The sequence below is a fragment of the Salinispora sp. CH2A1_6 genome (assembly GCF_056820975.1).
Window position 1 is genome coordinate 195,499 of the sequence record NZ_JBXEDG010000013.1, and the last position, 22,648, is coordinate 218,146.

At 70.3% G+C, this 22,648-nt stretch carries 15 protein-coding genes; 4 read left to right on the plus strand and 11 right to left on the minus strand.

What is annotated here, in order from left to right; genetic code table 11:
* The first annotated feature begins 109 nt into the window (after positions 1-109).
* Positions 110-1,291: an acetoin utilization protein AcuC gene (locus AC1UKG_RS18865; RefSeq protein WP_018746125.1), complete on the plus strand. Its 1,182-nt coding sequence runs from the start codon at positions 110-112 to the stop codon at positions 1,289-1,291.
* A gap of 29 nt (positions 1,292-1,320) precedes the next feature.
* Complete coding sequence (locus AC1UKG_RS18870) at positions 1,321-4,029, plus strand: bifunctional acetate--CoA ligase family protein/GNAT family N-acetyltransferase (RefSeq protein WP_482642226.1); 2,709 nt, start codon at positions 1,321-1,323, stop codon at positions 4,027-4,029.
* A gap of 54 nt (positions 4,030-4,083) precedes the next feature.
* Here the strand turns inward: AC1UKG_RS18870 and sigB are convergent, their stop codons facing one another.
* The 9 genes from sigB to AC1UKG_RS18915 all read right to left on the minus strand — a co-directional run bounded on the left by sigB (position 4,084) and on the right by AC1UKG_RS18915 (position 19,900).
* On the minus strand, positions 4,084-5,082 hold the full coding sequence (gene sigB / locus AC1UKG_RS18875; protein ID WP_018746127.1) for an RNA polymerase sigma factor SigB: 999 nt from the start codon (positions 5,080-5,082) through the stop codon (positions 4,084-4,086).
* Positions 5,083-5,216: 134 nt separating this feature from the next.
* Positions 5,217-6,197, minus strand: a complete 981-nt coding sequence (locus tag AC1UKG_RS18880) for a helix-turn-helix domain-containing protein (RefSeq protein WP_018746128.1) — start codon at positions 6,195-6,197, stop codon at positions 5,217-5,219.
* 137 nt (positions 6,198-6,334) lie between these two features.
* Complete coding sequence (locus AC1UKG_RS18885; RefSeq protein ID WP_482642221.1) at positions 6,335-10,039, minus strand: S8 family peptidase; 3,705 nt, start codon at positions 10,037-10,039, stop codon at positions 6,335-6,337.
* 297 nt (positions 10,040-10,336) lie between these two features.
* Positions 10,337-14,044 carry a S8 family peptidase gene (locus AC1UKG_RS18890; protein ID WP_482642220.1) on the minus strand — a complete coding sequence of 1,236 codons (3,708 nt, stop codon included), beginning with the start codon at positions 14,042-14,044 and terminating at the stop codon, positions 10,337-10,339.
* Positions 14,045-14,159: 115 nt separating this feature from the next.
* Entirely contained in the window at positions 14,160-14,582 is a 423-nt protein-coding gene (gene dtd / locus AC1UKG_RS18895) for a D-aminoacyl-tRNA deacylase (RefSeq protein ID WP_018732712.1), read from the minus strand.
* On the minus strand, positions 14,582-16,066 hold the full coding sequence (locus tag AC1UKG_RS18900) for a DUF7782 domain-containing protein (protein ID WP_482642219.1): 1,485 nt from the start codon (positions 16,064-16,066) through the stop codon (positions 14,582-14,584). The genes dtd and AC1UKG_RS18900 overlap by 1 nt, the downstream gene beginning before the upstream one ends.
* A gap of 113 nt (positions 16,067-16,179) precedes the next feature.
* Positions 16,180-17,235, minus strand: coding sequence for an ABC transporter ATP-binding protein (locus AC1UKG_RS18905; RefSeq protein ID WP_018737496.1), 1,056 nt, complete (start codon positions 17,233-17,235; stop codon positions 16,180-16,182).
* Positions 17,232-18,767, minus strand: coding sequence for an ABC transporter permease (locus AC1UKG_RS18910; RefSeq protein ID WP_482642218.1), 1,536 nt, complete (start codon positions 18,765-18,767; stop codon positions 17,232-17,234). Before AC1UKG_RS18910 ends, AC1UKG_RS18905 begins: the two co-directional genes overlap by 4 nt.
* A gap of 65 nt (positions 18,768-18,832) precedes the next feature.
* Positions 18,833-19,900, minus strand: a complete 1,068-nt coding sequence (locus tag AC1UKG_RS18915) for an iron ABC transporter substrate-binding protein (protein WP_018745420.1) — start codon at positions 19,898-19,900, stop codon at positions 18,833-18,835.
* 239 nt (positions 19,901-20,139) lie between these two features.
* Here AC1UKG_RS18915 and AC1UKG_RS18920 point away from each other — a divergent pair, with 239 nt between their 5' ends.
* Complete coding sequence (locus AC1UKG_RS18920; protein WP_018745421.1) at positions 20,140-20,502, plus strand: DUF3099 domain-containing protein; 363 nt, start codon at positions 20,140-20,142, stop codon at positions 20,500-20,502.
* Positions 20,503-20,509: 7 nt separating this feature from the next.
* Here the strand turns inward: AC1UKG_RS18920 and AC1UKG_RS18925 are convergent, their stop codons facing one another.
* Positions 20,510-21,406: a PfkB family carbohydrate kinase gene (locus AC1UKG_RS18925; protein WP_018745422.1), complete on the minus strand. Its 897-nt coding sequence runs from the start codon at positions 21,404-21,406 to the stop codon at positions 20,510-20,512.
* Positions 21,403-22,377 (minus strand): pseudouridine-5'-phosphate glycosidase, encoded by a 975-nt coding sequence (locus tag AC1UKG_RS18930; RefSeq protein ID WP_196230293.1) that lies wholly within the window; start codon positions 22,375-22,377, stop codon positions 21,403-21,405. Before AC1UKG_RS18930 ends, AC1UKG_RS18925 begins: the two co-directional genes overlap by 4 nt.
* A gap of 32 nt (positions 22,378-22,409) precedes the next feature.
* Here AC1UKG_RS18930 and AC1UKG_RS18935 point away from each other — a divergent pair, with 32 nt between their 5' ends.
* On the plus strand, positions 22,410-22,634 hold the full coding sequence (locus tag AC1UKG_RS18935; RefSeq protein ID WP_018220546.1) for a DUF3039 domain-containing protein: 225 nt from the start codon (positions 22,410-22,412) through the stop codon (positions 22,632-22,634).
* The last annotated feature ends 14 nt before the right edge of the window (positions 22,635-22,648 follow it).

Genomic DNA, 22,648 nt, shown 5'->3' on the forward strand with positions numbered 1-22,648 from the left:
CGGGTGGTCGCTCACTTTTCCGGGTCCTGGCTGCCCACGCCGCCTCGACACCAGCGGCGTGGGCAGCGCGTGCGGCAGGTCGGCGAAGTCCTCGTGCGACGATAGGCCCATGTCGGACGACACAGTGGTGGTGTGGGACGAGACACTGCTCTCCTACGACCTCGGCGACCACCCCCTCGACCCGGTGCGGGTCGAGCTGGCTGTCGCGCTCGCCCGGGAGCTGGGCGTGCTCGGGCGTCCCGGGGTGCGGCTGGTCGAGCCGAAGCCCGCCGACGACGAGCTGTTGGTCCGGGTGCACGACCCGGCCTACCTGGAGGCCGTGCGAGCTGCCCCGCAGGATCCGCTCTACACCGGATTCGGACTGGGCACCCCGGACAACCCGGTCTTTCCCAAGATGCACGAGGCCAGCGCGTTGGTTACCGGGGCCACCGTCGCGGCAGCGGAGGCGGTCTGGCGGGGCACGGCACGTCGGGCGGTCAATGTGGCGGGCGGGCTGCACCATGCGATGCCCGACCGGGCTGCCGGCTTCTGCGTCTACAACGATCCCGCCGTGGCCATCGCCCACCTGCTCGACCTGGGCGCGCGTCGGGTCGCCTACGTCGATGTGGACGTGCACCACGGCGACGGGGTGCAACAGGCCTTCTGGGATGACCCGCGGGTGCTCACGGTGAGCCTGCACGAGACCCCACTCGCGCTCTTTCCGGGCACCGGGTTTCCCGACGAGACCGGCGGTGCGCCGGCTCAGGGAACCGCGGTCAACGTGCCGCTGCCACCGGGGGTCGAGGACGCTGGCTGGCAGCGGGCGTTCCACGCGATCGTGCCGTCGGTGCTGCGGGCGTTCCAGCCGGAGATCCTGGTTACCCAGTGCGGCGCGGACGCACACCGGCTAGACCCCCTGGCCGACCTGCGCCTGTCGGTGGACGGGCAGCGTGCCACCTACATTGCTCTGCGGGCGCTCGCCGACGAGCTCTGCGCGGGCCGCTGGGTCGCCACCGGCGGCGGGGGATACGCGTTGGTCGAGGTCGTGCCCCGGGCCTGGACCCACCTGCTCGCGGTGGCCACCGGTGAACCGCTCACGCCGGCCACGCTCTGTCCGCCCGCCTGGCGTGAGCTCGCCCAGCTCCGACGTCCGGGGCAGGAGGTGCCGTTGCGGATGACCGACGACGTCAACCCGTCATACGAGTCGTGGCAGCCCTCCGGGGAGCCGAACTCGGTGGACCGGGCCATCGTGGCCGCCCGCAAGGCGGTGTTCCCGCTGCTCGGGCTCGACCCGTACGACCCGCGCGACTAGGGCCGGTGTCGAGTCACCCGCCGGTCGCGTTGACCTTCGACGACACGAGCCCGAACGCGGCCGGGAGGAAGGACGCTCGCGTGACCACAGGTGAACAGCCGGTGGACGTGCTGCTCAGCGACGGCGCCACCGTCCAGTTGCGGCCGATCCGGCCAGCGGACGCACCGGGCATCGTCGCCATGCACTCGCGTTTCTCCGAGCGCACCCGCTACCTGCGCTACTTCTCGCCGTACCCCCGGATTCCCGACCGTGATCTGCGGCGGTTCGTCAACGTTGACCACCACGACCGGGAGGCGTTCGTCGTGCTGGCCAGCGGCCAGATCGTCGCGGTCGGCCGGTACGAGCGGCTGGGTCCAGCCGCCACCGAAGCCGAGGTCGCCTTCGTGGTCGAGGACGCCTACCAGGGCCGGGGCATCGGATCGGTGCTGCTGGAACACCTCGCCGACGCGGCCCGGCGGGTCGGCATCCCGACCTTCGTGGCGGAGGTGCTGCCGGCCAACAACGCGATGCTCCGGGTCTTTGCCGACTTCGGCTATCAGGTGCGGCGTCAGTTCGCCGACGGTGTCGTGCACCTGAGCTTCCCGATCGCGCCGACCGAGGCGACCCTTGAGGTGCAGCGGGGCCGCGAGCACCGCACCGAGGCCCGGTCGGTCGCCCGGCTGCTCGCGCCCCGGGGAATCGCCTGCTACGGGGCCAGCGCCACCGGGCAGGGGGTCGGGGCGGCGGTCCTCGGGCACCTGCGCGACTACGGGTTCACCGGTGCGGTGGTGCCGGTGCATCCGAGCGCGCGAATGGTGGCCGGGCTGCCCGCGTACCCGTCGGCCGCCGAGGCGGGCTTGCCGATCGACCTGGCGGTGGTGGCGGTGCCGCCGGCGGCGGTCGAGACCGTCGTCGCCGATGCGGCTGGCGCCGGGGCACACGGTCTGGTCGTGATCAGCGCGGGTTTCGCCGAGGCCGGTGCGGACGGCGCGGTCGCCCAGCGCCGGCTGGTTCGGGCGGCGCACGCGGCGGGCATGCGGATCATCGGTCCGAACTGCTTGGGGATGGCGAACACCAGCACCGAGGTACGTCTGAACGCCACGCTGGCCCCGCGGTTGCCGGTCCCCGGTCGGGTTGGTCTGTTCAGCCAGTCCGGTGCGTTCGGGGTGGCGCTGTTGGCCGAGGTGGAGCGGCGGGGACTTGGGCTGTCCAGCTTCGTGTCGGCCGGGAACCGGGCCGACGTCTCCGGTAACGACCTGTTGCAGTACTGGCAGGACGACCCGAACACCGATGTGATCCTGCTGTACCTGGAGACCTTCGGTAACCCCCGTAAGTTCGCCCGACTGGCCCGCGGCATCGGGCGGGAGAAGCCGATCGTCGCGCTGGCGCCGTCGGCCCACGCACCCGGCCCCGGCCCGTCAGCGGGCCCAGCGGAGGTCGCCTCGGCTTCGCCGTCGCCGACGCGGGACTGGTACGCCGCCGGTGTGGCGGCGGCGGGTCACGGCGCGGTGGGCCCGGACGCGGCGGGTCCGGACGACGTCGCGATCAGCGCCCTCTTCGCCAAGTCCGGGGTGATTCGGGTGGATACCGTCGCCGAACTGCTCGATGTCGGCGTGCTGCTGGCCAACCAGCCGCTGCCCGCCGGCGACCGGGTGGGGGTCGTCGGTAACTCCTCGGCGTTAACCGGGTTGGCCGCCTCCGCCGCCACCGCGGTGGGGCTCACCGTCGCCGACGGCTACCCCCGCGATGTCGGGCCAGACGCCGGGGCGGCCGACTTCGCCACCGCTCTCGGCGCCGCCGTGGCCGACGACGGGGTGGACGCCTTGGTGGCGGTTTTCGCCCCGCCGCTGCCGGGCCAGCTGCCCGACGCCGAGACCGACTTCACCTCGGCGCTACCCGCGGTGCTCGCTGGCGGCAAGCCCACCGTGGCGACGTTCCTGGCCGGACGCGCCCCCTCCGGGGTGCCCGCGTACCCGAGCGTGGAGGAGGCGGTGCGTGCCCTGGGGCGGGTGACCGCGTACGCCGGGTGGCTGCGTCGCCCCACCGGCACGCACCCGGAACTGTTGGACGTGGACCGGAACGCGGCCCAGGCGGCGCTGCGGCCGGAGTCGTTCGACCCGGCCGGGCTGCTCGCCGCGTACGGAATCAACGTGGTGGAGTCGGTGCGGGTGGCGTCGGAGCAGGAGGCCGTCGCGGCGGCGCGAAAGCTGGGGTACCCGGTGGCGATGAAGGCCGCCGACCCCGGTCTGCGGCACCGGCTGGATCTTGGCGCGGTCCGCCTAGACCTGCCCGACAAGGCGCGGGTACGACGCGCGTACGCCAAGATGGCGGCGGAGTTTGGCGCGGATGTCCTGGTCCAGCCGATGGTCCCGCCCGGAGTGGCCTGCGTGGTGGAGCTGGTGGAGGACCCGGCGTTCGGGCCGGTGGTGGGCTTCGGCGTGGGGGGTGTCGCCACCGAACTACTCGGCGACCGGGCCTGGCGTGCGGTGCCGCTGACCGACCGCGACGCTGCGGAGTTGGTTGACGAGCCCCGCGCGGCCCCACTGCTGCGCGGTCATCGTGGGGCGGCGCCGGTGGACCGGAAGGCCCTGGCCGAGTTGCTGCTGCGGGTCGGGCGGCTCGCCGACGAGCAGCCTCGGGCCCGCACCCTGACGCTCAACCCGGTGCTGGCCCGGCCGGACGGCTTGTCGGTGCTGCACGCCACCGTCCGGCTCGGCTCCGCTACCGTCCGCCCTGACACCGGCCCCCGTCGCCTGTGAGGCAAGTCCGTGCGGCTTGGCCTTGAGCTGACGGTCCGGAGCTGGTCGCGCGGCCTAGCAGGCGTACGCCTCCAAGCGCTGTGCCCGCTCCGGGGCGCGTAGCTTGTGCAGCGTCCCCTTCTCGATCTGACGGATCCGCTCCCGGGAGAGGCCGAATTCCCGACCGACCTCGTCCAGGGTGCGCTGCCGACCGTCGTCCAATCCGAACCGGAGCCGGATCACCGCCTGCTCCCGCTGGGACAGGGTGGCGAGCACACCCCGCATCTCCTGGCGCAACTCGCCGCGGCTGGCGGTGTCGTCGGCCCCGGCCGTCGAGTCCGCCGCGGCGACGAAATCACCGAGCGGGCTCTCGCCGTCCTCGCCGACGGTCTGGTCCAGGCTCACCGGCTCCCGGTCGTAGGAGATCAGCTCGATCACCTGGATCTCCGGAATGTCCAACGCCCGCGCCACCTCCATGATCGTGGGTTCGCGGCCCAACGCGACCGACAGGTCGCGCCGGGTCCGCACCATCCGGTTGACCTGCTCGACCATGTGTACCGGGATGCGGATGGTGCGGGCCTGGTCGGCCATGGCGCGGGTGATGGCCTGGCGGATCCACCAGGTGGCGTAGGTGGAGAACTTGTAGCCCTTGGTGTAGTCGAACTTCTCGACGGCGCGGATCAGGCCGAGGTTGCCTTCCTGGATCAGGTCGAGGAAGGCCATCCCGCGGCCGGTGTAGCGCTTGGCGATGCTGACGACCAGGCGGAGGTTCGCCTCCAGCAGATGGTCCTTCGCTGCGCGCCCCTCGGCGGCGACGAGCTCCAGATCAGCACGGAGTGCGACGGAGACCGGCGTGCAGGTCGCCAACTTGGTCGCGGCGAAGAGCCCGGCCTCGATCCGCCGGGACAGTTCGACCTCCTGGGCGGCGGTCAGCAGTTTCGTCCGGCCGATTCCCTGGAGGTAGGCCCGGACCAGATCGGTGGAGACACCGCGTTCGTCAGTGGCGTCCAGATCGGTGAGGGTGTCGGCGCCGCTGGTGGGGCGTATCCCGTGATCCATCATCTGTAGAGCCATCTTTCGTCTCCCCGTATCCACGTCTGTGCCGTGAGCCGGCGCGGTTCCGCCGGTTGACAGTCAGCTTGGTGCGTCGGGCGTGAAACGGGAGTGAGGCGCGATCCCCGGCGGGACCGGATCCGGAGTGCTCGTGGTCACACCCAGCCTTCTCGGGCGGCGTGCCAACCGAGCTGCATCCGGGACTCGGCTCCGGCGAGGTCCATCAGGTGGCGCAGACGCCGCTGCAGGGTGCGCAGCGACAGGCCGAGCTGGCTGGCCACGACCGCGTCGGTGAGCCCGGCCAGGAGCAGGGTAAGGATCTGGCGGTCCAGGTCGGTTGGGCTGTCGGCGTCGCCGTCGGAGTCTTCGCCCAATGTGCCGGCCGCCGACAGGGTCAGCGGGTGGGCGCATCGCCACACGGCTTCGAACAGCGCGTCCATCGCGGCCAGCAGTCCCGTGCGATGTAGCAGCACCGCACCGGGCTCACCCTCGGTTGTGGCCGTCAACGGGACCAGCGCCAACGCGGCGTCAGCGATAATCAGTTTGATCGGTAGTGACTCCGTCACCCGGATCTGCACACCGTCGCGGAGGGACTCCAGGGTCTCCGCGACCACGCCAGGTTCTGCCAGCGCCGGTCGGTCGATCACCACCCGGAACCGTACGCCTTGTCGCGCTGCCACCGACTCCACCGTGTTGGCGCCCGGTGGTACCGCGACGAAGGGAGGTGTGACGAAGCTGCGAACCTCCCGCCGGGCGGCGTGTTGCACCTGGGCGAACCGGTGACGGATGCCATCAACCCCGGTGATCACCTCAATCAACTCGCCGAGGGAACGTTCCGCGCTCGCCCCGCGGTACTCCTCGGCGAGCGTGACGAGGGCCAACTCCGCGGCCCGCAGCGCGGACTGCTGCTCGCCGATCAGCGCCCCGAGCGCGACCGCGGGCGGTGCCACCGAGAACGCCTCCTCCGATGCCTGCTTGGCCAGGCCGCGGTCGCTGAGGCGGGACAACGCCCCCGCCACGCCCGAGACGGGCATCCGCAGGGCATCGGCGAGCTCGACCGGTCCGGCCTGCCCCTGCCGGACCAGCAGGCGGTAGATCGCCTCGTCGTCGGGGCTGAATCCCAACACGCCCAGCATGAGTGGCTTCCTCCCTCGGCCCGCTGCGGCATGGTGGGCATGAGCCACCCGGATCCACCTGGAACGGTCGTCCGCGCTGGCCGGAGGCCCCGGCGGGGTCCCCGGACGATACCGGTCCGGGGGCCCCACCGGCCACCTCATCGCAGGCCGTAGGCGCGAATGAGCTCTTGTCGAATGGCGAAGCCGGCGTCGGTTTCGGCGGCGGCGCGGAGTGAGATGAAGCCGTCGGGTTGCTTCGGCAGCTTCAGTGTTCCGGTATGGCCGTCGCCCGCGGTGAGGGTGACGGGTTGCCAGGTGGTGCCATCGTCGTAGGAGACCTCAAGCTCCACCGAGGTGATGGTGCCGGCGCCGGTCGTGCCGGGTCGTGGTCCGGCGGTGATGCTGATTTCCTGGTGGCTGCCGGCCTCGACATCACCTCGTAGGTCGGTTTCCAGCTCGTAGTCGAGTTGGAGCAGCGGGATGGGAACCGGGTCGGCTGGGGGAGCCGAGTTGGTGCTGGAGATGAAGTCCCACTCGGTGTGGGTGCGGGTGGAGAGTCGCCACTCGTCTGCCGGGCGCGACGCGTCCAGCACCAGCCGGTAGGGCCGCGTGCCGGCCGGCACCTTCATCAACCCCAGCGAAGCGTGCCGGGTGTTCTCGAACAGGAGGTTGTCGCCCTGGTAGAGCTTCAGGTGCGTCGGCACCACGCGGTACGGGTAGTAACCACCGTGCTCAAGCACGGAGCCCGACGGGCTCCACGTCTGCACCTCGACGCTCATGGTGTCGCCGGCTCGATTGTTCTGTGCACTGCCGTCGGTCCGGCCAAAGGCTGGCCGGACAGCGGGTGCGAACCAGTCCAGGCTCGTGGTTGACCCCTTCTCGTACGAGTTGCGGTAGGAGGCGTCGGTCCAGAAGCGTTGCTGATGGGTCTCGCGCCATTCGACTCCTGGGGTGACCCATTCGGTGCGGGTGCCGGGGTACCACTCCGGCTCGGGGCTCCCGTAAGAGACGGCGAAGGTCAGGTCCTTGCGGTAGCCGTAACCTTCGGTGTCCTGGACAGCGTGGTAGCGGGCGTCGATTCGGGCCAGGTCGCTGTGCTTCGGGTGGTAGGTGAGGGGCTGGTCCGGCACCTGTTCCCGCCAGACCTGGACCAGGTCGTAGATGGTGTCGGGATACTGCTCCTGGCTGACCTTCAGCGGGGGCATGCCGTGTTCGGCGAGCTTGGTCAGGATGTTGCCGACGTCGCGGTGGACGCTGGCGACGGGAATGGGTGCCTTGACAGGAATTGGCGATTCGCCGACCCATTCGTGGAGGATTCCGGGTTTGTCGTTGACGATCAGGAGGAGTGCGGCTCCGGCGGCGGCTGCGGCGGCGGTCTGGTCGGCTGCGCTGATGTCGTCGCTGCGGGTGACGACGGCGATTTTGCCGTCGGCGTCGAGGTTGGCGTAGTCCTCGGGGGTGCCGGTGCCGGCGTGGACGGGATGTAGCCATTGGGTGCCGGTGGTGATGGTGCTGCCGGGTTGGACGACGGCGTCGATGGGGAGGAGGCCGAGGGCGCGCAGGCTCAGGACCGGGGCACCCTTACGCCAGCGGGCGCCGAGGTCGAATGAGCTTTCGCCGCCCTTCTCAGTGGGTAGTACGTACAGGTCGTCGTACCGAGGCGGAACCTCGTAGCCATAGTGGAAGGGTTTGTATTCGGGGTGCTCAAGGGTGAAGCTGAATTGGCGCTGCCGGTCTTCCGTGGCGCGCGGTGTCGCGGTGTCGAGCAGCTGGGCCTGGCTCGCGTCCAGTATCACCTCGGTCGGCTTGTCGAGGACGGTCTCGGGGGCGACCAGCAGGGCGAGGCCCAGCGAATCACTCCGCTCTCCGGCGACGTCAAGCTCGGTGAAAACAGTGTAGAACCCCGGTGGAAGACGTAGCGTTCGCTCGCCGTCCACGTCGGTGTATCCAGGGAATGGATAGTCTGCCGTCTTCACATGAACTTGTGCGCTGGTCGGTTGGCCGTTGTGGTCGCGGAGTTTGATGGTGAGGTCGTAGCGCTCGTCTTCTTTGATGAGGCCGAGGCTGGTGCGGGTGATGGTTTCACCGGTGGTGGGGTTGGTGCCGATGAGGTAGCCGGTGTGTTGGCCGATGCCGGCTGTCGTTGGGTCGCCGGTTACCGGGACGTCTATCTGGCCTTCGGCGGGGACGGTGACCCTGGGGATGTCGGGGGTGAACGCGTCGTTGCCGGTGGTGGTGAGGTTGAGGGTGACGGGGGTGGTGCTGGTGTTGGTGAAGGTGACCGACTTGGTGATGGGGGTGTCGGTGGGTTGGTGTGGCCAGTCGAAGTAGCCGAAGTAGGTGGAGCCGGTGGCTTGTACGGGGTTGGCTACTGCTGCTGCCACGTCGAGTCGGCCGGTGCCGACCTGGTATGCGCTGTAGGTGTCGCTTAGAGCTTGGGTGCTGCTCATGAGGGCGTTCTTGAGTTGGGTGTTGGTCCAGTTGGGGTGTTGTTGGGCGAGGATGGCGGCGGCTCCGGCGACGTGTGGGGTGGCCATGGAGGTGCCGTCCTGGCTGTGGTACATGCCGTCGCCGGTGCTGTGTTGGGAGCGGGCGGCGTTGATGGCGACGCCGGGGGCGGTGAGGTCGGGCTTGAGCCCTCCGCTCCCCGCCAGTGGTCCGGCGCTGGAGAAGCCGGCGAGTTGGTCCTGATTGTCGACGGCGCCGACGGTCAGCGCGCTGGCCGCGGTGCCAGGCGAGCCGATCAGGCCGGAGTTGTTGCCGGCGGCGATGACGAAGAGGGTGTCGTGTTGTGCGGAGAGGGTGTCCACGGCGAGGGCCATCGGGTCGAGTCCGTCGGTGCGGGAGGAGTCGCCGAGGCTCATGTTGATGATGTCGGCGCCGGATTCGGCGGCCCATTGCATGCCGGCGATGATCCAGGAGTCAAGGCCGTACCCGTCGTTGTTGAGGACTTTGCCGATGAGGAGGTCGGCTGCGGGGGCGACGCCGGTGTTGTCGCCGTCGGAGGCGGCGCCGGTGCCGGCGACGGTGGAGGCGACGTGGGTGCCGTGTCCCTGCGGGTCGGTGGTGTCCTGGTCGGGGACGAAGCTGACGCTGTCCTTGATTTGGTTGGTGAGGTCGGGGTGGGTGGGGTCGATGCCGGTGTCGAGGACGGCGACGGTGGTGCCGTCGCCGTCGTAGCCGGCGTTCCAGGCTTCGGGGGCGCCGATTTGGGGGACGCTGTCGGCGAGGGTGGCGTGTACCTGGCCGTCGAGCCAGAGCTTGGTTACACCGCTGGTCCGGGTCTGACTGGAGCCGGCGGTGAGGGTGGTCCAGAGGGTGCGGGTGTCTTCCTTATCGGTGGTGAGGGCGTGGCCGTTGATGGCGGGTAGGTCGTGGGTGAGGGTGGCGCCTTCGGGTGCGGTGGCGGTGGTGCGGGTGGTTTCGGGGTAGGTGGCGATCAGCGGTATGTCGGTGGTGTGGGCGTCGTCGTAGCCCATCTCGATCAGGTCGGTGACGTTGAACAGTCGCTGGTCGAGTCGGTCGTCGGCGAGCAGGGGGATGGCTTCGTCGGGGATGACGTAGAGGTCGTCGCCGTGTTGTTGGACGCTGAAGCCGCCGGTGGTGTCGTCGGGTTGGTCGACCTCGGCGATGGTTTTGCCGCCCGTGAGGGTGCGGACGGTGACGACGTCGCCGGTGACCAGGGTGACGGTCTGTGTGCCGGTGATCGTGTCTGCGGGGGTGGTTGTGGGGGGTGGGCCGGCGGTCGCAGCGGCTGGATTGATCGCGGCGGCGGAGGCCGCGATCATGCTGGCGGCCACGACGGCGGCGAGCAGCCGCCGCCGTGCCCCGCCAGCGGCGAAGGGTCCTGGATGGGAGTTCATGGATCTAGTTCTACTGATGTTGCTCGACCAATTGAATAGCTTCTGCTGGCGGTTAGCCGCCACTGCACTACTTCGCCACCGCGTGACGGGCATCTAGGGGAGTTGCTCTCCAACGGTGACTCCGCTGCTGGGCGTCTTGACTGGTCGGCGGGATGAGGGCCAGCTCCGTGGCGTGTGGCGCGGTCGCCTGTGTTAGGTAGGGCCAGCGGGGTTCCCGGAGCGTTGTCGGTTCGGGAACCCCGCTGGCTGGGTCAGTGTCCCCGGAGCGTCGTTGGTTCGGGGACCCCGTTGGTTGGGTCAGCGCAGGCCGTAGGCGCGGGTGAGTTCTTGTCGGATGGCGAAGCCGGTGTCGGTTTCGGCGGCGGCGCGGAGGGAGATGAAGCCGTCGGGTTGCTTTGGCAGTTTCAGCTTTCCGGTGTGGCGGTCGTTGTCGCCCGGTTTGAGGGTGACGGGTTTCCAGGTGGTGCCGTCGTCGTAGGAGACCTCGAGCTTCACTGAGGTGATGGTGCCGGTGCCGGAGCCGCCCGGCTGTGGCCTGGCGGTGATGCTGATTTCTTGTTTGGTGCCGGCTTTGACGTCGCCGCGCAGGTCGGTCTCCAGGTCGTAGTCGAGCTGCAGCAGCGTGATCGGGACGGGGTCGAACGGGCCAGCGTCGTTGGTGCTGGAGATGAAGTCCCACTCGGTGTGGGTGCGGGTGGAGAGTCGCCAGTCGTCGGCCGGGCGCGACGCGTCCAACACCAGCCGGTACGGCAGCGTGCCGGCCGGCACCTCCTTGTTCGGCAGGGAGGAGTCCGTGGTTCTCTCGTGCAGCAGGGTGTCGCCCTGATAGAGCTTGATGTGTTCCTGGGCGGAATACCCCGTCGTCCCGCCGTAGTCGAGCACGCCCGAGGGGCTCCAGGGGAGCGGGTTGAGAGTCATGTAGTCCTGGTACCGACTGTTTCGAAGATAGGAGGACTGGTTGAAGGCCGGTCGGATAGCAGGTGCGAACCAGTTTACTCTGCTGGTCGTGCCTTTCGCGTAGGTGCGTTGGTCGGCCCTGACGTTCCAACCGGACTGTTCGTGGTGTTCGATCCAGGGGATTTCGGGGGTGACCCATTCGGTGCGGGTGCCGGGGTGCGACTCTGGCTCGCTAACCGCGATCGGGTGGCCGATGGCCGTGCTAGCGCGGAAGCCGGAACCTTCGGTGTCATGGACGGCGTGGTATCGGGCGTCGATTCGGGCCAGGTCGTGGTGGCTGGGGTGGTAGGTGAGCGGCTGGTCCGGCACCTGATCCCGCCAGACTTTGGCCAGGTCGTAGATGGTGTCGGGGTACTGATCCTGGGTGACCTTCAGCGGCGGCATGCCGTGTTCGGCGAGTGTGATCAGGGCGTTTCCGATGTCGCGGTGGATGCTGGCGACGGGGATGGGGGAGTTGCCGACCTCTTCGTGGAGGATTCCGGGGTTGTCGTTGACGACCAGGAGTATTTCGGCTCCGGCGGCTGCTGCGGCGGCGGCGCGGTCGGGTGCGCTGACCTCGTCGTTGCGGGTGACGACGGCGATTTTGCCGTCGGCGTCGAGGTTGGCGTAGTCCTCGGGGGCGCCGGTGCCGGCGTAGATGGGGCGTAGCCATTGGGTGCCGGTGGTGATGGTGCTGCCGGGTTGGACCATGGCGTCGATGGGGAGCAGGCCGAGGGCGCGCAGGCCCAGGACCGGTGCGCCCTTACGCCATTTCGCCGCCATGGCGAATGAGGTTTCGGTGGTCTTTTCGATCGGTAGGACGTACAGGTCGTCGTATGCCGCCGGGATGAAATGGAAGTAGTGGTAAGGGTCGGTACCGGTGCCGTGGTCGATGGTGTACTGGAGTAGGCGCTGTCGGTTTTCGGTGCGTTGGGGGGTGGTGGTGTCGAGGAGTCGGGCCTTGCTGGCGTCCAGGTTTACCTCGGTTGGTTTGTCGAGCACGACCCTCGGGGCGGCCAGTAGGGCGTAGCCGAGGGAGTCCGCTTGCTCACCCGGGATCTCCGCTTTCGTCTCCAGCGTGTAGGTCCCCGGTGGCAGGCGCAGCGTCCGTTCGCCATCGACTGGGATATACCGGCGGAACCAACTGTCGTCCGCCTGGAACAGGATGAATGCCTGGGTGGGGTCGCCCTTGTGGTCGCGGAGTTTGATGGTCAGGCCGTAGCGTTCGTCTTCTTTGAGGAGGCCGAGGGCGGTGCGGGTGAGGGTTTCGCCGGTGCTGGGGTCGGTGCCGACGAGGTGGCCGGAGTGTGAGCCGATGGCGATTCCACTCGGGTCAGCGGTCACCGGGACGTCCACCTGACCGCCCGCGGGCACGGTCACTGTGGAGTCGTTGAGGGTGAATGCGTCGCTGCCGGTGATGGCCAGGTCGAGGGTGACCGGGGTGGTGCCGGTGTTGGTGATGGTGACCGGTTCGGTGGCGGGGGTGTCGGTGGGCTGGTGTGGCCATTCGAAGTAGCCGATGAAGGCGGAGCCGGCGGCGTGTACGGTGCTGTCCACGGCCGCTTGCACGTCGAGTCGGCCGGTGCCGACCTGGAACGCGGTGTAGCTGTCGCTCAGTGCCTCGGCGCTGCTCATCAGGGCGTCTTTGATTTGTTGGCCGGTCCAGTCGGGGTGTTGCTGGGCGAGGATGGCTGCTGCTCCGGCGACGTGTGGGGCTGACATTGAGGTGCCGGTCTTGATGGTGTACATGCCGTCGCCGGTGCTGTGTTGGGAGCGGGCGGCGTTGATGGCGACGCCGGGGGCGGTGAGGTCGGGCTTGAGCCCTCCGCTCCCCGCCAGTGGTCCGACACTGGAGAACCCGGCGAGCTGGTCCTGCTTGTCCACAGCGCCGACGGTCAGCGCGCTTTCGGCGTTGCCAGGAGTGGCGATGGTCATTGCGTTGTTGCCGGCGGCGATGACGAAGAGGGTGTCGTGTTGTGCGGAGAGGTTCTCCACGGCGAGGGTCATCGGGTCGAGGACATCGGTGCGCGCCTCGAAGCCGAGGCTCATGTTGACCACGTCGGCGCCGGATTCGGCGGCCCACTGCATGCCGGCGATGATCCAGGAGTCGTAGCCGACGCCTCCGTTGTTGAGGACTTTGCCGATGAGTAGGTCGGCTGCGGGGGCGACGCCGGTGTTGTCGCCGTCGGAGGCCGCACCGGTGCCGGCGATGATCGAGGCGACGTGGGTGCCGTGTCCCTGCGGGTCGGTGGCGTCCTCGTCGGGGACGAAGCTGACGCTGTCCTTGATTTGGTCGGTGAGGTCGGGGTGGGTGGGGTCGATGCCGGTGTCGAGGACGGCGACGGTGGTGCCATCGCCGTCATAGCCGGCCTCCCAGGCCTCGGGGGCACCGACCTGGGGGACGCTGTCGGCGAGGGTGGCGTGTACCTGACCGTCGAGCCAGAGCTTAGCGATGCCGCTTTCCGTGCGGGTCTGATCGGAGCCGGAAGCGGAGCTGATGGTGGTCCAGAGGGTGCGGGTGTCTTCTTTGTCGGTGGTGAGGGCGTGGCCGTTGATGGCCGGTAGGCCGTGGGTCAGCGTTGCACCCTCGGGGGCGGTGCTGGTGGTGGTGCGGGCTGTTTCGGGGTAGGTGGCGATCAGCGGTATGTCGGTGGTGTGGGCGTCGTCGTAGCCCATCTCGATGAGGTCGGTGACGTTGAACAGTCGCTGGTCGAGTCGGTCGTCGGCGAGCAGGGGGATGGCTTCGTCGGGGATGACGTAGAGGTCGTCGCCGTGTTGTTGGACGCTGAAGCCGCCGGTGGCGTCGTCGGGCTGGTCGACCTCGGTGAGGGGTTTGCCGTCGGCGAGGGTGCGGACGGTGACGATGTCGCCGGTGACCAGGGTGACGGTGTGCGCCTCCGAAGCGGCGCCGGGTGTGGCGAGGGGGGCGGTTGTCGGGGACAGGCCGGTGTTCGCGGCGGCCGGATCGATCGCGGCGACGGAAGCCGCGATCATGCTGGCGGCCACGACGGCGGCGAGCAGCCGCCGCCGTGACCCGCCAGCAGCGAAGGGGATTGATGGGAAAGACATAGACACAGTTCTACCCACAGCGTCCTGATAGGTAAACACTCCGTGAGTGATTGATTACCCAAATGGTGTTACCGCTGTGAGGTGCGACCTGGCTGCCGGCCGGTCGTCGCGGCGATCAGAGGTCGAGCAGGATGGTGCGCGGGCCGACGTTCACGCTCTCCACCAGCATCTGGGCCCGGAAGCGCCCAGTCTCCACCTTGGCCCCACGGGTGCGCAGCTCCTCAACGACCGCAGTGACCAGGGGCTCGGCCACCTCCGCCGGGGCGGCGGCGGTCCAACTCGGGCGGCGGCCCTTGCGGGCATCCCCGTAGAGGGTGAACTGGCTGACCACCAGGATCGGGGCACCGAGGTCGGCGGCCGACCGTTCCCCGTCGAGGATCCGCAGCTCGTGCACCTTGCGGGCGAGGGTTTGGGCGGTCTGCGTCGTGTCGGAGTGGGTCACCCCGAGCAGCACCAGCAGGCCGTCGTCGATCGCCCCCACCACCACATCGTCAACCGTGACCCGGGCCCGGCCGACCGTCTGCACCACCGCCCGCATCACTTCACCACCGGCTCGACGAAACCGCGCTCGACCAGGTGGGCCACGATCGGGCCGGCCGCCTCCGCCAGCTCGCCCGGGGCCACGTCGTGCGCGGAGGCGAGCAGGGCGAGCTGATCGCGCAGCGGCAACCGCCCATCCGCCCCGCCGACCAGGGCCAGGACGATTGGATCGATCTCCTCGGTCCAGCGTAGGCCGTGCGGCATGGCGAGGATCTGTCGGTTTACCGACCACCCCTCGTCGCTCATGGTGGCCTCCTGCCGCAGCTGGAGGTCGTCGGCGGCCCGGTAACGCGCCGCTAGTAGGCCGTCGGTGTCGCGGACCCGGAGCCACTCCTGGCGGTCGAACCATTCGGTGACGCGGTCGCCGAGCGGCGTCTCGACCAGTTGACGCAGCTCCTCCACCCGGACGACCGGGTCGTCGTGGCCGGAGCGGCGCAGCGAGACGATGCCGAAGCCGATCGCCTCCACCTTGTGCGCGTCGAACCAGTCCAACCACTCGGCCATCCGTTCCGGGCTGGCCGTTTCGCCGACATCGGAGAGCCACAGGTTGACGTACGCCATCGGGTCAGCGACCTCGCGCTGGATCACCCAGGCGTCCAGACCACTGCCGGCAAACCAGCCGGCGACCCGCTCGGCCCAGTCCTCACCGGCGACGTGCACCCAGTTCGCGAGGTACTGCATGGTGCCGCCCTCGGTGAGCAGGCTCGGGGCGGCGGCGGCCAACTCGGCGCCGATCGCGTCGCCCACCCGCCCGGAGTCTCGATAGACGTGCGTGGTGGTGCCCGGCCCGACTACGAATGGTGGGTTGCTGACCACCAGATCGAAGCGGCGCCCGGCGACCGGGGCGGTCAGGTCGCCGCGAAGCAACTCCCAGTCCTGCCCGTTGAGGGCGGCGGTGGTCGCGGCGAAGCGCAACGCCCGCTCGGAGAGATCGGTGGCCGTGACCCGCCGGGCGTGGGTGGAGAGGTGCAGGGCCTGGACGCCGGAGCCGGTTCCCAGGTCGAGTGCGGTCTCGACCGGCTGCCGGACGGTCGCCCCGATCAGGGTCTGGGTGGCGCCGCCGATGCCGAGCACATGCTCGGCCGGTAACGCCCGGCCGGGGTGGGTGCTGGCGGGCGCGTCGGCGAGCACCCACCAGTCATCCCCGTACGGCTCCAGGTCGAGGCCCATCCGCAGGCCGTCGCCGTGGCGCTCGACCACGCCACCGGCGAGCGCTTCCTTGATCGGCAGCGGCGCGAGCGCGGTGGCGACCGCCTCGTACGGCTCGGTCTGTTCGCAGACGAAGAGCCGGATCAGGGTGGCGAGGGGATCGCGGTCCTCGGTGGCGCGCAGCGCGGCTCGGAAGTCGTTGCGGGCCATCCCGCCGGTCGCCTGCGACCCCAGCCGGCCGGCGATCCCGTTCGAGGTGAAGTTCGCCCGGGTCAACGCGTTGCGCAGCGCCGCCACGCCGGCGGGGGAGAAGAGCATGTCATCTGGGTCCACGTCGCTATCCTGCCCGCCATCGACATTGTCGTGGGCGGCACCCGCCGGACTTCGGCCGCAGGTGTCAGCCAGGCGGGGCCTGCGCCGTCACGGCGTCGCCGGGGCTGCCGCGCCTACACGCTGATCAGAGTGGAGGTGACGGTGGTGGGGAAGACGCGGGCGGTGCCCTCGACGGTGACTCCGACCTCGGCACCTACCGGCACCGTCGGGCTGCCGTCGAGGATCCGGGCGGTGACCCGGGTGCCATCGGCCAGCCGGAGGCCGACCAGCGCGTCGTGCCCGTGGAAATCGTGCCGCAGCACGGTGGCGGTGACCGTCCCCGGGCCGGTGCCCAGGCGGACCTGCTCCGGTCGGACCAGGATGGTCACCGGGCCGGCCGGGGCGCCGTCGGCGACCGGCACGTCCCCCAGACAGGTGCGTGCGGTGCCACCGTCCAGGACGACCGCCGGCAGCAACACCGCGTCGCCGACGAAACCGGCCACCCACTCGTCGGCTGGCTCCCGGTAGACGGCGGTCGGCGTCCCGGCCTGTACCACCCGACCGGCGCGTAGCACCACCACCCGGTCGGCCACGGACAGCGCCTCGCCCTGATCGTGGGTGACCAACACGCCGGTCGCTCCGTCGGCGCGGAGGGCCTCCCGGACGTCGTGACGCAGTCCGGCCCGGAGCCCGGCGTCGAGGGCGCTGAAGGGTTCATCCAGCAGCACCACCGATGGGCGGGGCGCGAGCGCCCGGGCCACCGCGACCCGCTGCTGCTGGCCGCCGGAGAGCTGGTGTGGCATCCGGTGGCCGAGCCCGGCAAGGCCCACCAGGGTCAGCACCTCCTCGATCCGGTCGCCTCGGCGGGCGGCGCGACCCAAGCCGTACCCGACGTTGTCGGCGACGCTGAGGTGCGGAAAGAGTGCGCCCTCCTGGGGCACCACGGCGATGCGGCGACGGTGGGCGGGCAGGTGCCGGCCGGGCCCGGCGATCGGGACGCCATCGATGTGGATCTCGCCGTCGTCGAGGCGTTCGAACCCGGCGAGGCAGCGCAGCAGTGTCGTCTTGCCGCAGCCGGAGGGCCCCAGCACGGCGGTGAGTAGTCCGGACGGCACCGTGAGGTCGACACCGGCGAGCGCGGTGACCGCGCCGTACCGCCGGACCACCCCGGTCAGCGCTACCTCACTCATCCCCGGTCCTCCTTGTCGAGCAGGCCGCTGCGAGAGACCAGCAGCCAGGTGGGCAGCGCCGAGATCGCCACCAGTAGCGCCGCGTACGGGGCGGCCGCAGCGTACGCGCCGACCGACGTGGCGGTCCACAGCTCGGTGGCGAGGGTGTCTGTCCCCGTCGGCCGCAGCAGCAGGGTGGCGGGAAGCTCCTTCATGCCGGTCAGGAAGACCAGCGCCGCACCCGCACCGATGCCGGGCAGGACCAGCGGCAGGGTCACCGTACGCAGTACGGTCAGTGGGCCCCGGCCCAGCGAGCGGGCCACCTCCTCCAGCCCCGGTGGGGACTGGGTGGCGGCGCCGGCAACCGCGCCGACCGCGAGGGGAAGGAAGAGGGTCGCGTACGCCAGCGCCAGCAGCCAGCGGGTCTGGTAGAGCGGGTACGCCACGGTGATACCGAAAAAGATCAGCGACAGCCCGATCACGACCCCGGGCAGCGCGTGGGCGAGGTACACGAGCCGGTCCAGCACCGTGGTCAGCGCGTTGGGCGCGCGGGCGACGAGCAGCCCCAACGGCAGCGCCAGCAGCATGGTCAGCGCTGCACCACTCAACGAGACGGTCAACGAGTTGCCGGCGGCGACGGCCACCTCGGCCAGGGCACCCGGGCGGGACACACCGTCGGCGAGCCGTCGGGCCAGGCTCAGCGCGGGCACCCCGAGGGCGAGTGCCGCCACGCCGAGCAGCGCGGCGAACGCCGGCCAGCGGGCGGCGCCGAGCCGCAGCCGGGCCGGTGGGCGGCGGATGCCGCCGAGTCGTGCGTAGCGGGCGCCCCGCCGCCGGGTGGTGGTCTCGGCGGTGAGCAGCAGCATGGTCAGTACCACCAGCACGCTGGCGAGCACCAACGCGCCGGTGCGGTCGAACCCCAGGTCGAACGCGACGAAGATGGCTCGGGTGAAGGTGTCGGTGCGCAGGATCGAGACGGCCCCGAAATCGGAGAGCACGTAGAGGGCGACCAGCAGCCCGCCCGCCGCCGTGGCGGGACGGATCTGGCGTAGGGTCACCGCGGTGAACGTCTGCCATCCGCTGCGCCCCAGTGACCGGGACACCTCCTCCTGGGCCGGATCCGCGCCGCGCAGTGCCGCCGCGACCGGCAGGAAGACGTAGGGGTAGGAGCAGAGCGTCAGCACCAGCGCCGCCGGCCAGAAGCCCTCCAGCCCGCGTATTTCGGAGAGCCAGGCGAAGGCCGCGATGTAGGTGGGGACGGCCAGCGGCAGCGCCGCCAGCACTGCGAAGAACCGCCGTCCGGGCAGCTCAGTGCGGGTGATCAGGAAGGCGGTGCCGACACCGAGCAGGACGCAGGCGGCGGTGACCACCGCGGCGAGGGCGAGGCTGCGGAGGGCGAGCAGCGCGACCCGCTCGGTCCACAACTCGTCGACGACTCGGTCCCCGCCGGCCTCCGCGGTGCGGAGCGCGAGGTAGGTCAGGGGCAGCAGGGCTACTACCACCGCCGCGGTCGACGCCGCCAGCAGCACCGGTCGGGGCGTCAGCCGTCGCACCCGGTTGGGTACGGCGAAGCGGGCCGGCCCGCTGGTGGCCGACCCCGCCGTGGTCGTCGGAGTGCTCAGGGCACCAGCCCCGAGTCGGTGATCATGGCGACGGTGGCCTCAAGGGTGTCCAGGTCGTTGAGGTCGATGGCGGGCACCTTCAGGTCGGCCAGTGGCGGCACGTACGTCGGACCGGGCACGCCCGTCACCACCGGGTACTCGAAGGTCTCCTCGGCGAAGTACCGCTGGGCCTCCGCGCCGAGCAGGAAGTCGACGAACGCCTGGGCGTCGGCGTCCTCGGCGGCCCGGTTGAGCACCCCGACGCCGGCGATGTTCACCAGGGCGCCGGTGTCACCGTCGGGGAAGAAGTGCAGCTTGGCCTGCAACGCCTCCGGCGTGCTGCCCTGCTCTTCGGCGATCGCGCCGAGGTAGTAGTGATTGACCAGTCCCATGGGGACATCGCCGGCGTCGACGGCCTCAACGATCCGGATGTTGTTGTCGAGGATCTGCGCCTCGTTGGCCTTGAGGCCGGACAGGAAGTCCTGCGCCCGCTGGTCGCCGTGCTGTACCCGGATCGCGGTGACGAACGCCTGGAAGGAGGCGTTGGTCGGAGCGAGCGCGACCTTGCCCTTCCACGCCGGGCCGGTCAGGTCGAAGACGGATGTCGGGAGTTGGTCGGCGGGGACCTGGTCGGCGTTGTAGACCAGCACCCGGGAGCGGGCGCTGACTCCGACCCACTGGCCGCTGCGCGCCCGGTAGGTCTCGGTGACCTGGCCGGTGCTGGTCTCCGGCAGCGTGGCGAACATGTCCTGTTTGGCCACGGTGCCGAGGGCGCCGGCGTCCTGGGCGAAGAAGATGTCGGCCGGGGACCGGTCGCCCTCCTCGACGAGCTGCGCCGCCAACTGGGCGGTGGTGGCGTATCGGGGCCGGACCTCGATGCCGGTCTGCTCGGTGAACTTCTCCAGCAGCGGCTTGACGAGCTTCTCGTTCCGCCCGCTGTAGACGGTGATGATCTTGTCGTTGGGCTCGCCGGGGTCGGTGTCATCCGCACCGGACCCGCAGGCGACCAGGCCAACGGAGAGTAGTCCGGTCGCGACGAACGTCGCAGCGGACCGGCGGAAGAGTGCAGACACGACGAACCCCATTCACACGACAGGTCGGCGGAGACCAACCCGGTGAAGTTAGCACAGGCTAACCTCACCGTGATGCGGTGTGCGGGATGAATCACGGCGGTGGACTGACCGCGGGCCGACCGGGCCGGCAGCATGTCGGCGCGCGCAGGAGCCGGGCGACGCGCGCAGCGCCGGAGGGCGAGGTTGACGGCGACCTCCCGCGGCCGGAGGGCGAGGTGACAGGATGAGGGGGATCCCCGAGGAGGTCCGTGGTGAAGCGTCCGGCGTACCAGCCGATCCTGATCACCGACGCCCCGCGTAGCCAGGACGATCAGCTCACCAGCCGCCAGAAGCGGTACGTGCTGATGATGGGTGTCCGGGTGGCGTGTCTGATCGTCGGCGCGATCCTGGTCGGCGTGGAGGCCCCCATGCTCTGGCTCTGGCTGCCCCTGGCCGGCTTGGGCATGATCCTGATCCCGTGGCTGGCCGTGCTGCTGGCCAACGATCGGCCGCCGAAGGAGAAGCACCGCCTCGGTAGCCGGTTCCGGCCCCGGTCCCGCTCCTTGGCGGACCCGACGCCGATGAGTCTCACAGCCGAGGAACCGCCGCACAAGGTCGTCGACGCCGAGCAGTGACCGGGCGTCAGATCGGTGGTCGGGCCCCCACCTGGCCGACCGCCGAGGCGCCCAGGTCACCGGCCCGCTGCAGCACCGCCTCCGGGGTCGTCCCGGTCAGCCAGGTGGAGAGCAGGCCGGCAGCGAAGGCGTCGCCGGCCCCGGTGGGATCGACCACCGCCATCCGTCGGGTCGGGGTTACCGCGATCATGGCGTCCCGGTCCACCCAGACCGCGCCGGCCGCTCCCCGTTTGACCACCACCCGCCGGGCCGAGGCGGAGAGCACCCGCCCCTGCGCCGCCGGGTCGAGCCCGCCCGCCAGCACTCGGGCCTCCGCGGCGTTGACCAGGAGCAGGTCGATGCCGCGTACCCAGCTCAGGAAGGCCGCCGCGCCGACCCGCTGCAGCGGCGCCGCACTGGCCGCGTCAACGCTGATCGAAAGCCCCCGTTCGCGGGCCGCGGCCAGTGCGCGGAGCCCGGCCGGTCGGGACTCGGCATCCAGCAGGGTGTAACCGGACAGGTGCAGATGGCCGGCGTCGGGCGCGGCGTCAAGAGCGGCGTCCACCGCCACCGGCGAAAGCCACAGGTTCGCCCCCCGCTCGGTGACCATCGTGCGTTCGTCGCTGGTGGCCAGCACCAGGACCGTTCCGGTGGGGACCTCGGGTACCTGGGTGACCGCGCAGTCGACCCCACCGCGCTCCAACTCGGCGACCCGGTCCCGGCCGGGACCGTCGTCGCCCACCGCCCCGACCAACGTCACGGGCATGCCCAACGCGCCCAGCCAGGCCGCGGTGTTCGCCGCCTGGCCGCCCCCGGTGAACCGGATCTCGGCCGGCGTGTCCGAACCGGTCGTGAGCGGTCCGGCCAGCACCGCCACCACGTCGGTGATCAGGTCGCCGACGACGACCACCCGGGGTGGCGTCATGCCTGCCGGGCAGCCGACGCGACCGCGATCCGGGCGGCGAGGTCGGCGTTGCGCAGGATGATCCGGATGTTCACCGCGAGGCTGGCCCCCTCGGTCGCGGAGTGGAAGTGCGCCAGTAGGAACGGGGTCACCGCCTTGCCGGTGATCCCCTCCCGCCGCAACAGCGCCAGTCCTTCGGCCAGGGTGCGATCGTGAAGCGCCGGGTCGAGCTGCTCGTCGGTGGGCAGCGGGTTGGCCACGACCAGACCGCCGGAGTGCAACCCGTGCTGCTCCTGGGCGGCGAGCGCCCCCGCCACCTGCTCCGGTGAGTCGACCGACCAGTCCAGGTCGAAGCCGCCGTCGGTGAGGTAGAAGCCAGGGAAGCGGCGAGTACGGTAGCCGACGACCCCGACCCCGAGTGTCTCCAGGCGTTCCAACGTGGCGCCCGAGTCGAGAATCGACTTCACCCCGGCGCAGACCACGGCGATCGGCGTACGGGCCAGGGTCGTCAGGTCGGCGGACTCGTCGAAGCTCTGGGCCGCCTCGCGGTGCACGCCGCCGAGACCGCCGGTGGCGAACACCCGGATCCCCGCCGCCGCGGCCACCGCGCTGGTAGCCGCCACGGTCGTGGCGCCGTCCGCGCCGGTCGCGGCGGCCACGGCGAGATCGCGTACGGAGAGCTTGGCCACGTCGTCAACGGTGGCGAGGCGGGTCAGCTCCGCGTCGTCGAGGCCGACCACGAGCTGGCCGGCGACCATGCCGATGGTGGCCGGTACCGCGCCGGCGTCGCGGACGGTCTGCTCGATCTCGCGGGCCACCCGGAGGTTGTCCGGCTGGGGCAGGCCGTGCGAGACGATTGTGCTCTCGAGCGCTACCACGGGACGGCCGACGCGGAGCGCGTCGGCGACCTCGGCGCCGTGTCGGAGGTGAAAGGTGGTCACAGTGCCCCACCGTACGGCGTCGGTCAGTCGGGCTCGAAGTAGACCGGGCAAAGGGTGACCTGCCAGACTTGGTGGGTGGAGGTATGGAAGTGAGCACACAGGTTCTCGAGCGTCCCGAGGTGAAGGACGCCGACACCGGCCCCGAGATGTTCCATTATGTGCGCAAAGAGAAGATCGCCGAGAGTGCCGTGATGGGCACCTACGTCGTGGCGCTCTGCGGCGAGACCTTCCCGGTCACCAAGTCGGCCAAGCCGGGCTCACCGGTCTGCCCCAAGTGCAAGGAGATTTACGAGTCAATGCGCGAGTGAGTCGAGCTCGGGCG

What these genes read in the sequence shown, in the direction of transcription:
- AC1UKG_RS18865 (WP_018746125.1), top strand. Translation starts at nt 110, where the DNA reads ATGTCGGACGACACAGTGGTGGTGTGGGACGAGACACTGCTCTCCTAC.
- sigB (WP_018746127.1), bottom strand. Translation starts at nt 5,082, where the DNA reads ATGGCTCTACAGATGATGGATCACGGGATACGCCCCACCAGCGGCGCC.
- AC1UKG_RS18880 (WP_018746128.1), bottom strand. Translation starts at nt 6,197, where the DNA reads ATGCTGGGCGTGTTGGGATTCAGCCCCGACGACGAGGCGATCTACCGC.
- AC1UKG_RS18885 (WP_482642221.1), bottom strand. Translation starts at nt 10,039, where the DNA reads ATGAACTCCCATCCAGGACCCTTCGCCGCTGGCGGGGCACGGCGGCGG.
- AC1UKG_RS18890 (WP_482642220.1), bottom strand. Translation starts at nt 14,044, where the DNA reads ATGTCTTTCCCATCAATCCCCTTCGCTGCTGGCGGGTCACGGCGGCGG.
- dtd (WP_018732712.1), bottom strand. Translation starts at nt 14,582, where the DNA reads ATGCGGGCGGTGGTGCAGACGGTCGGCCGGGCCCGGGTCACGGTTGAC.
- AC1UKG_RS18905 (WP_018737496.1), bottom strand. Translation starts at nt 17,235, where the DNA reads ATGAGTGAGGTAGCGCTGACCGGGGTGGTCCGGCGGTACGGCGCGGTC.
- AC1UKG_RS18915 (WP_018745420.1), bottom strand. Translation starts at nt 19,900, where the DNA reads ATGGGGTTCGTCGTGTCTGCACTCTTCCGCCGGTCCGCTGCGACGTTC.
- AC1UKG_RS18925 (WP_018745422.1), bottom strand. Translation starts at nt 21,406, where the DNA reads ATGACGCCACCCCGGGTGGTCGTCGTCGGCGACCTGATCACCGACGTG.
- AC1UKG_RS18935 (WP_018220546.1), top strand. Translation starts at nt 22,410, where the DNA reads ATGGAAGTGAGCACACAGGTTCTCGAGCGTCCCGAGGTGAAGGACGCC.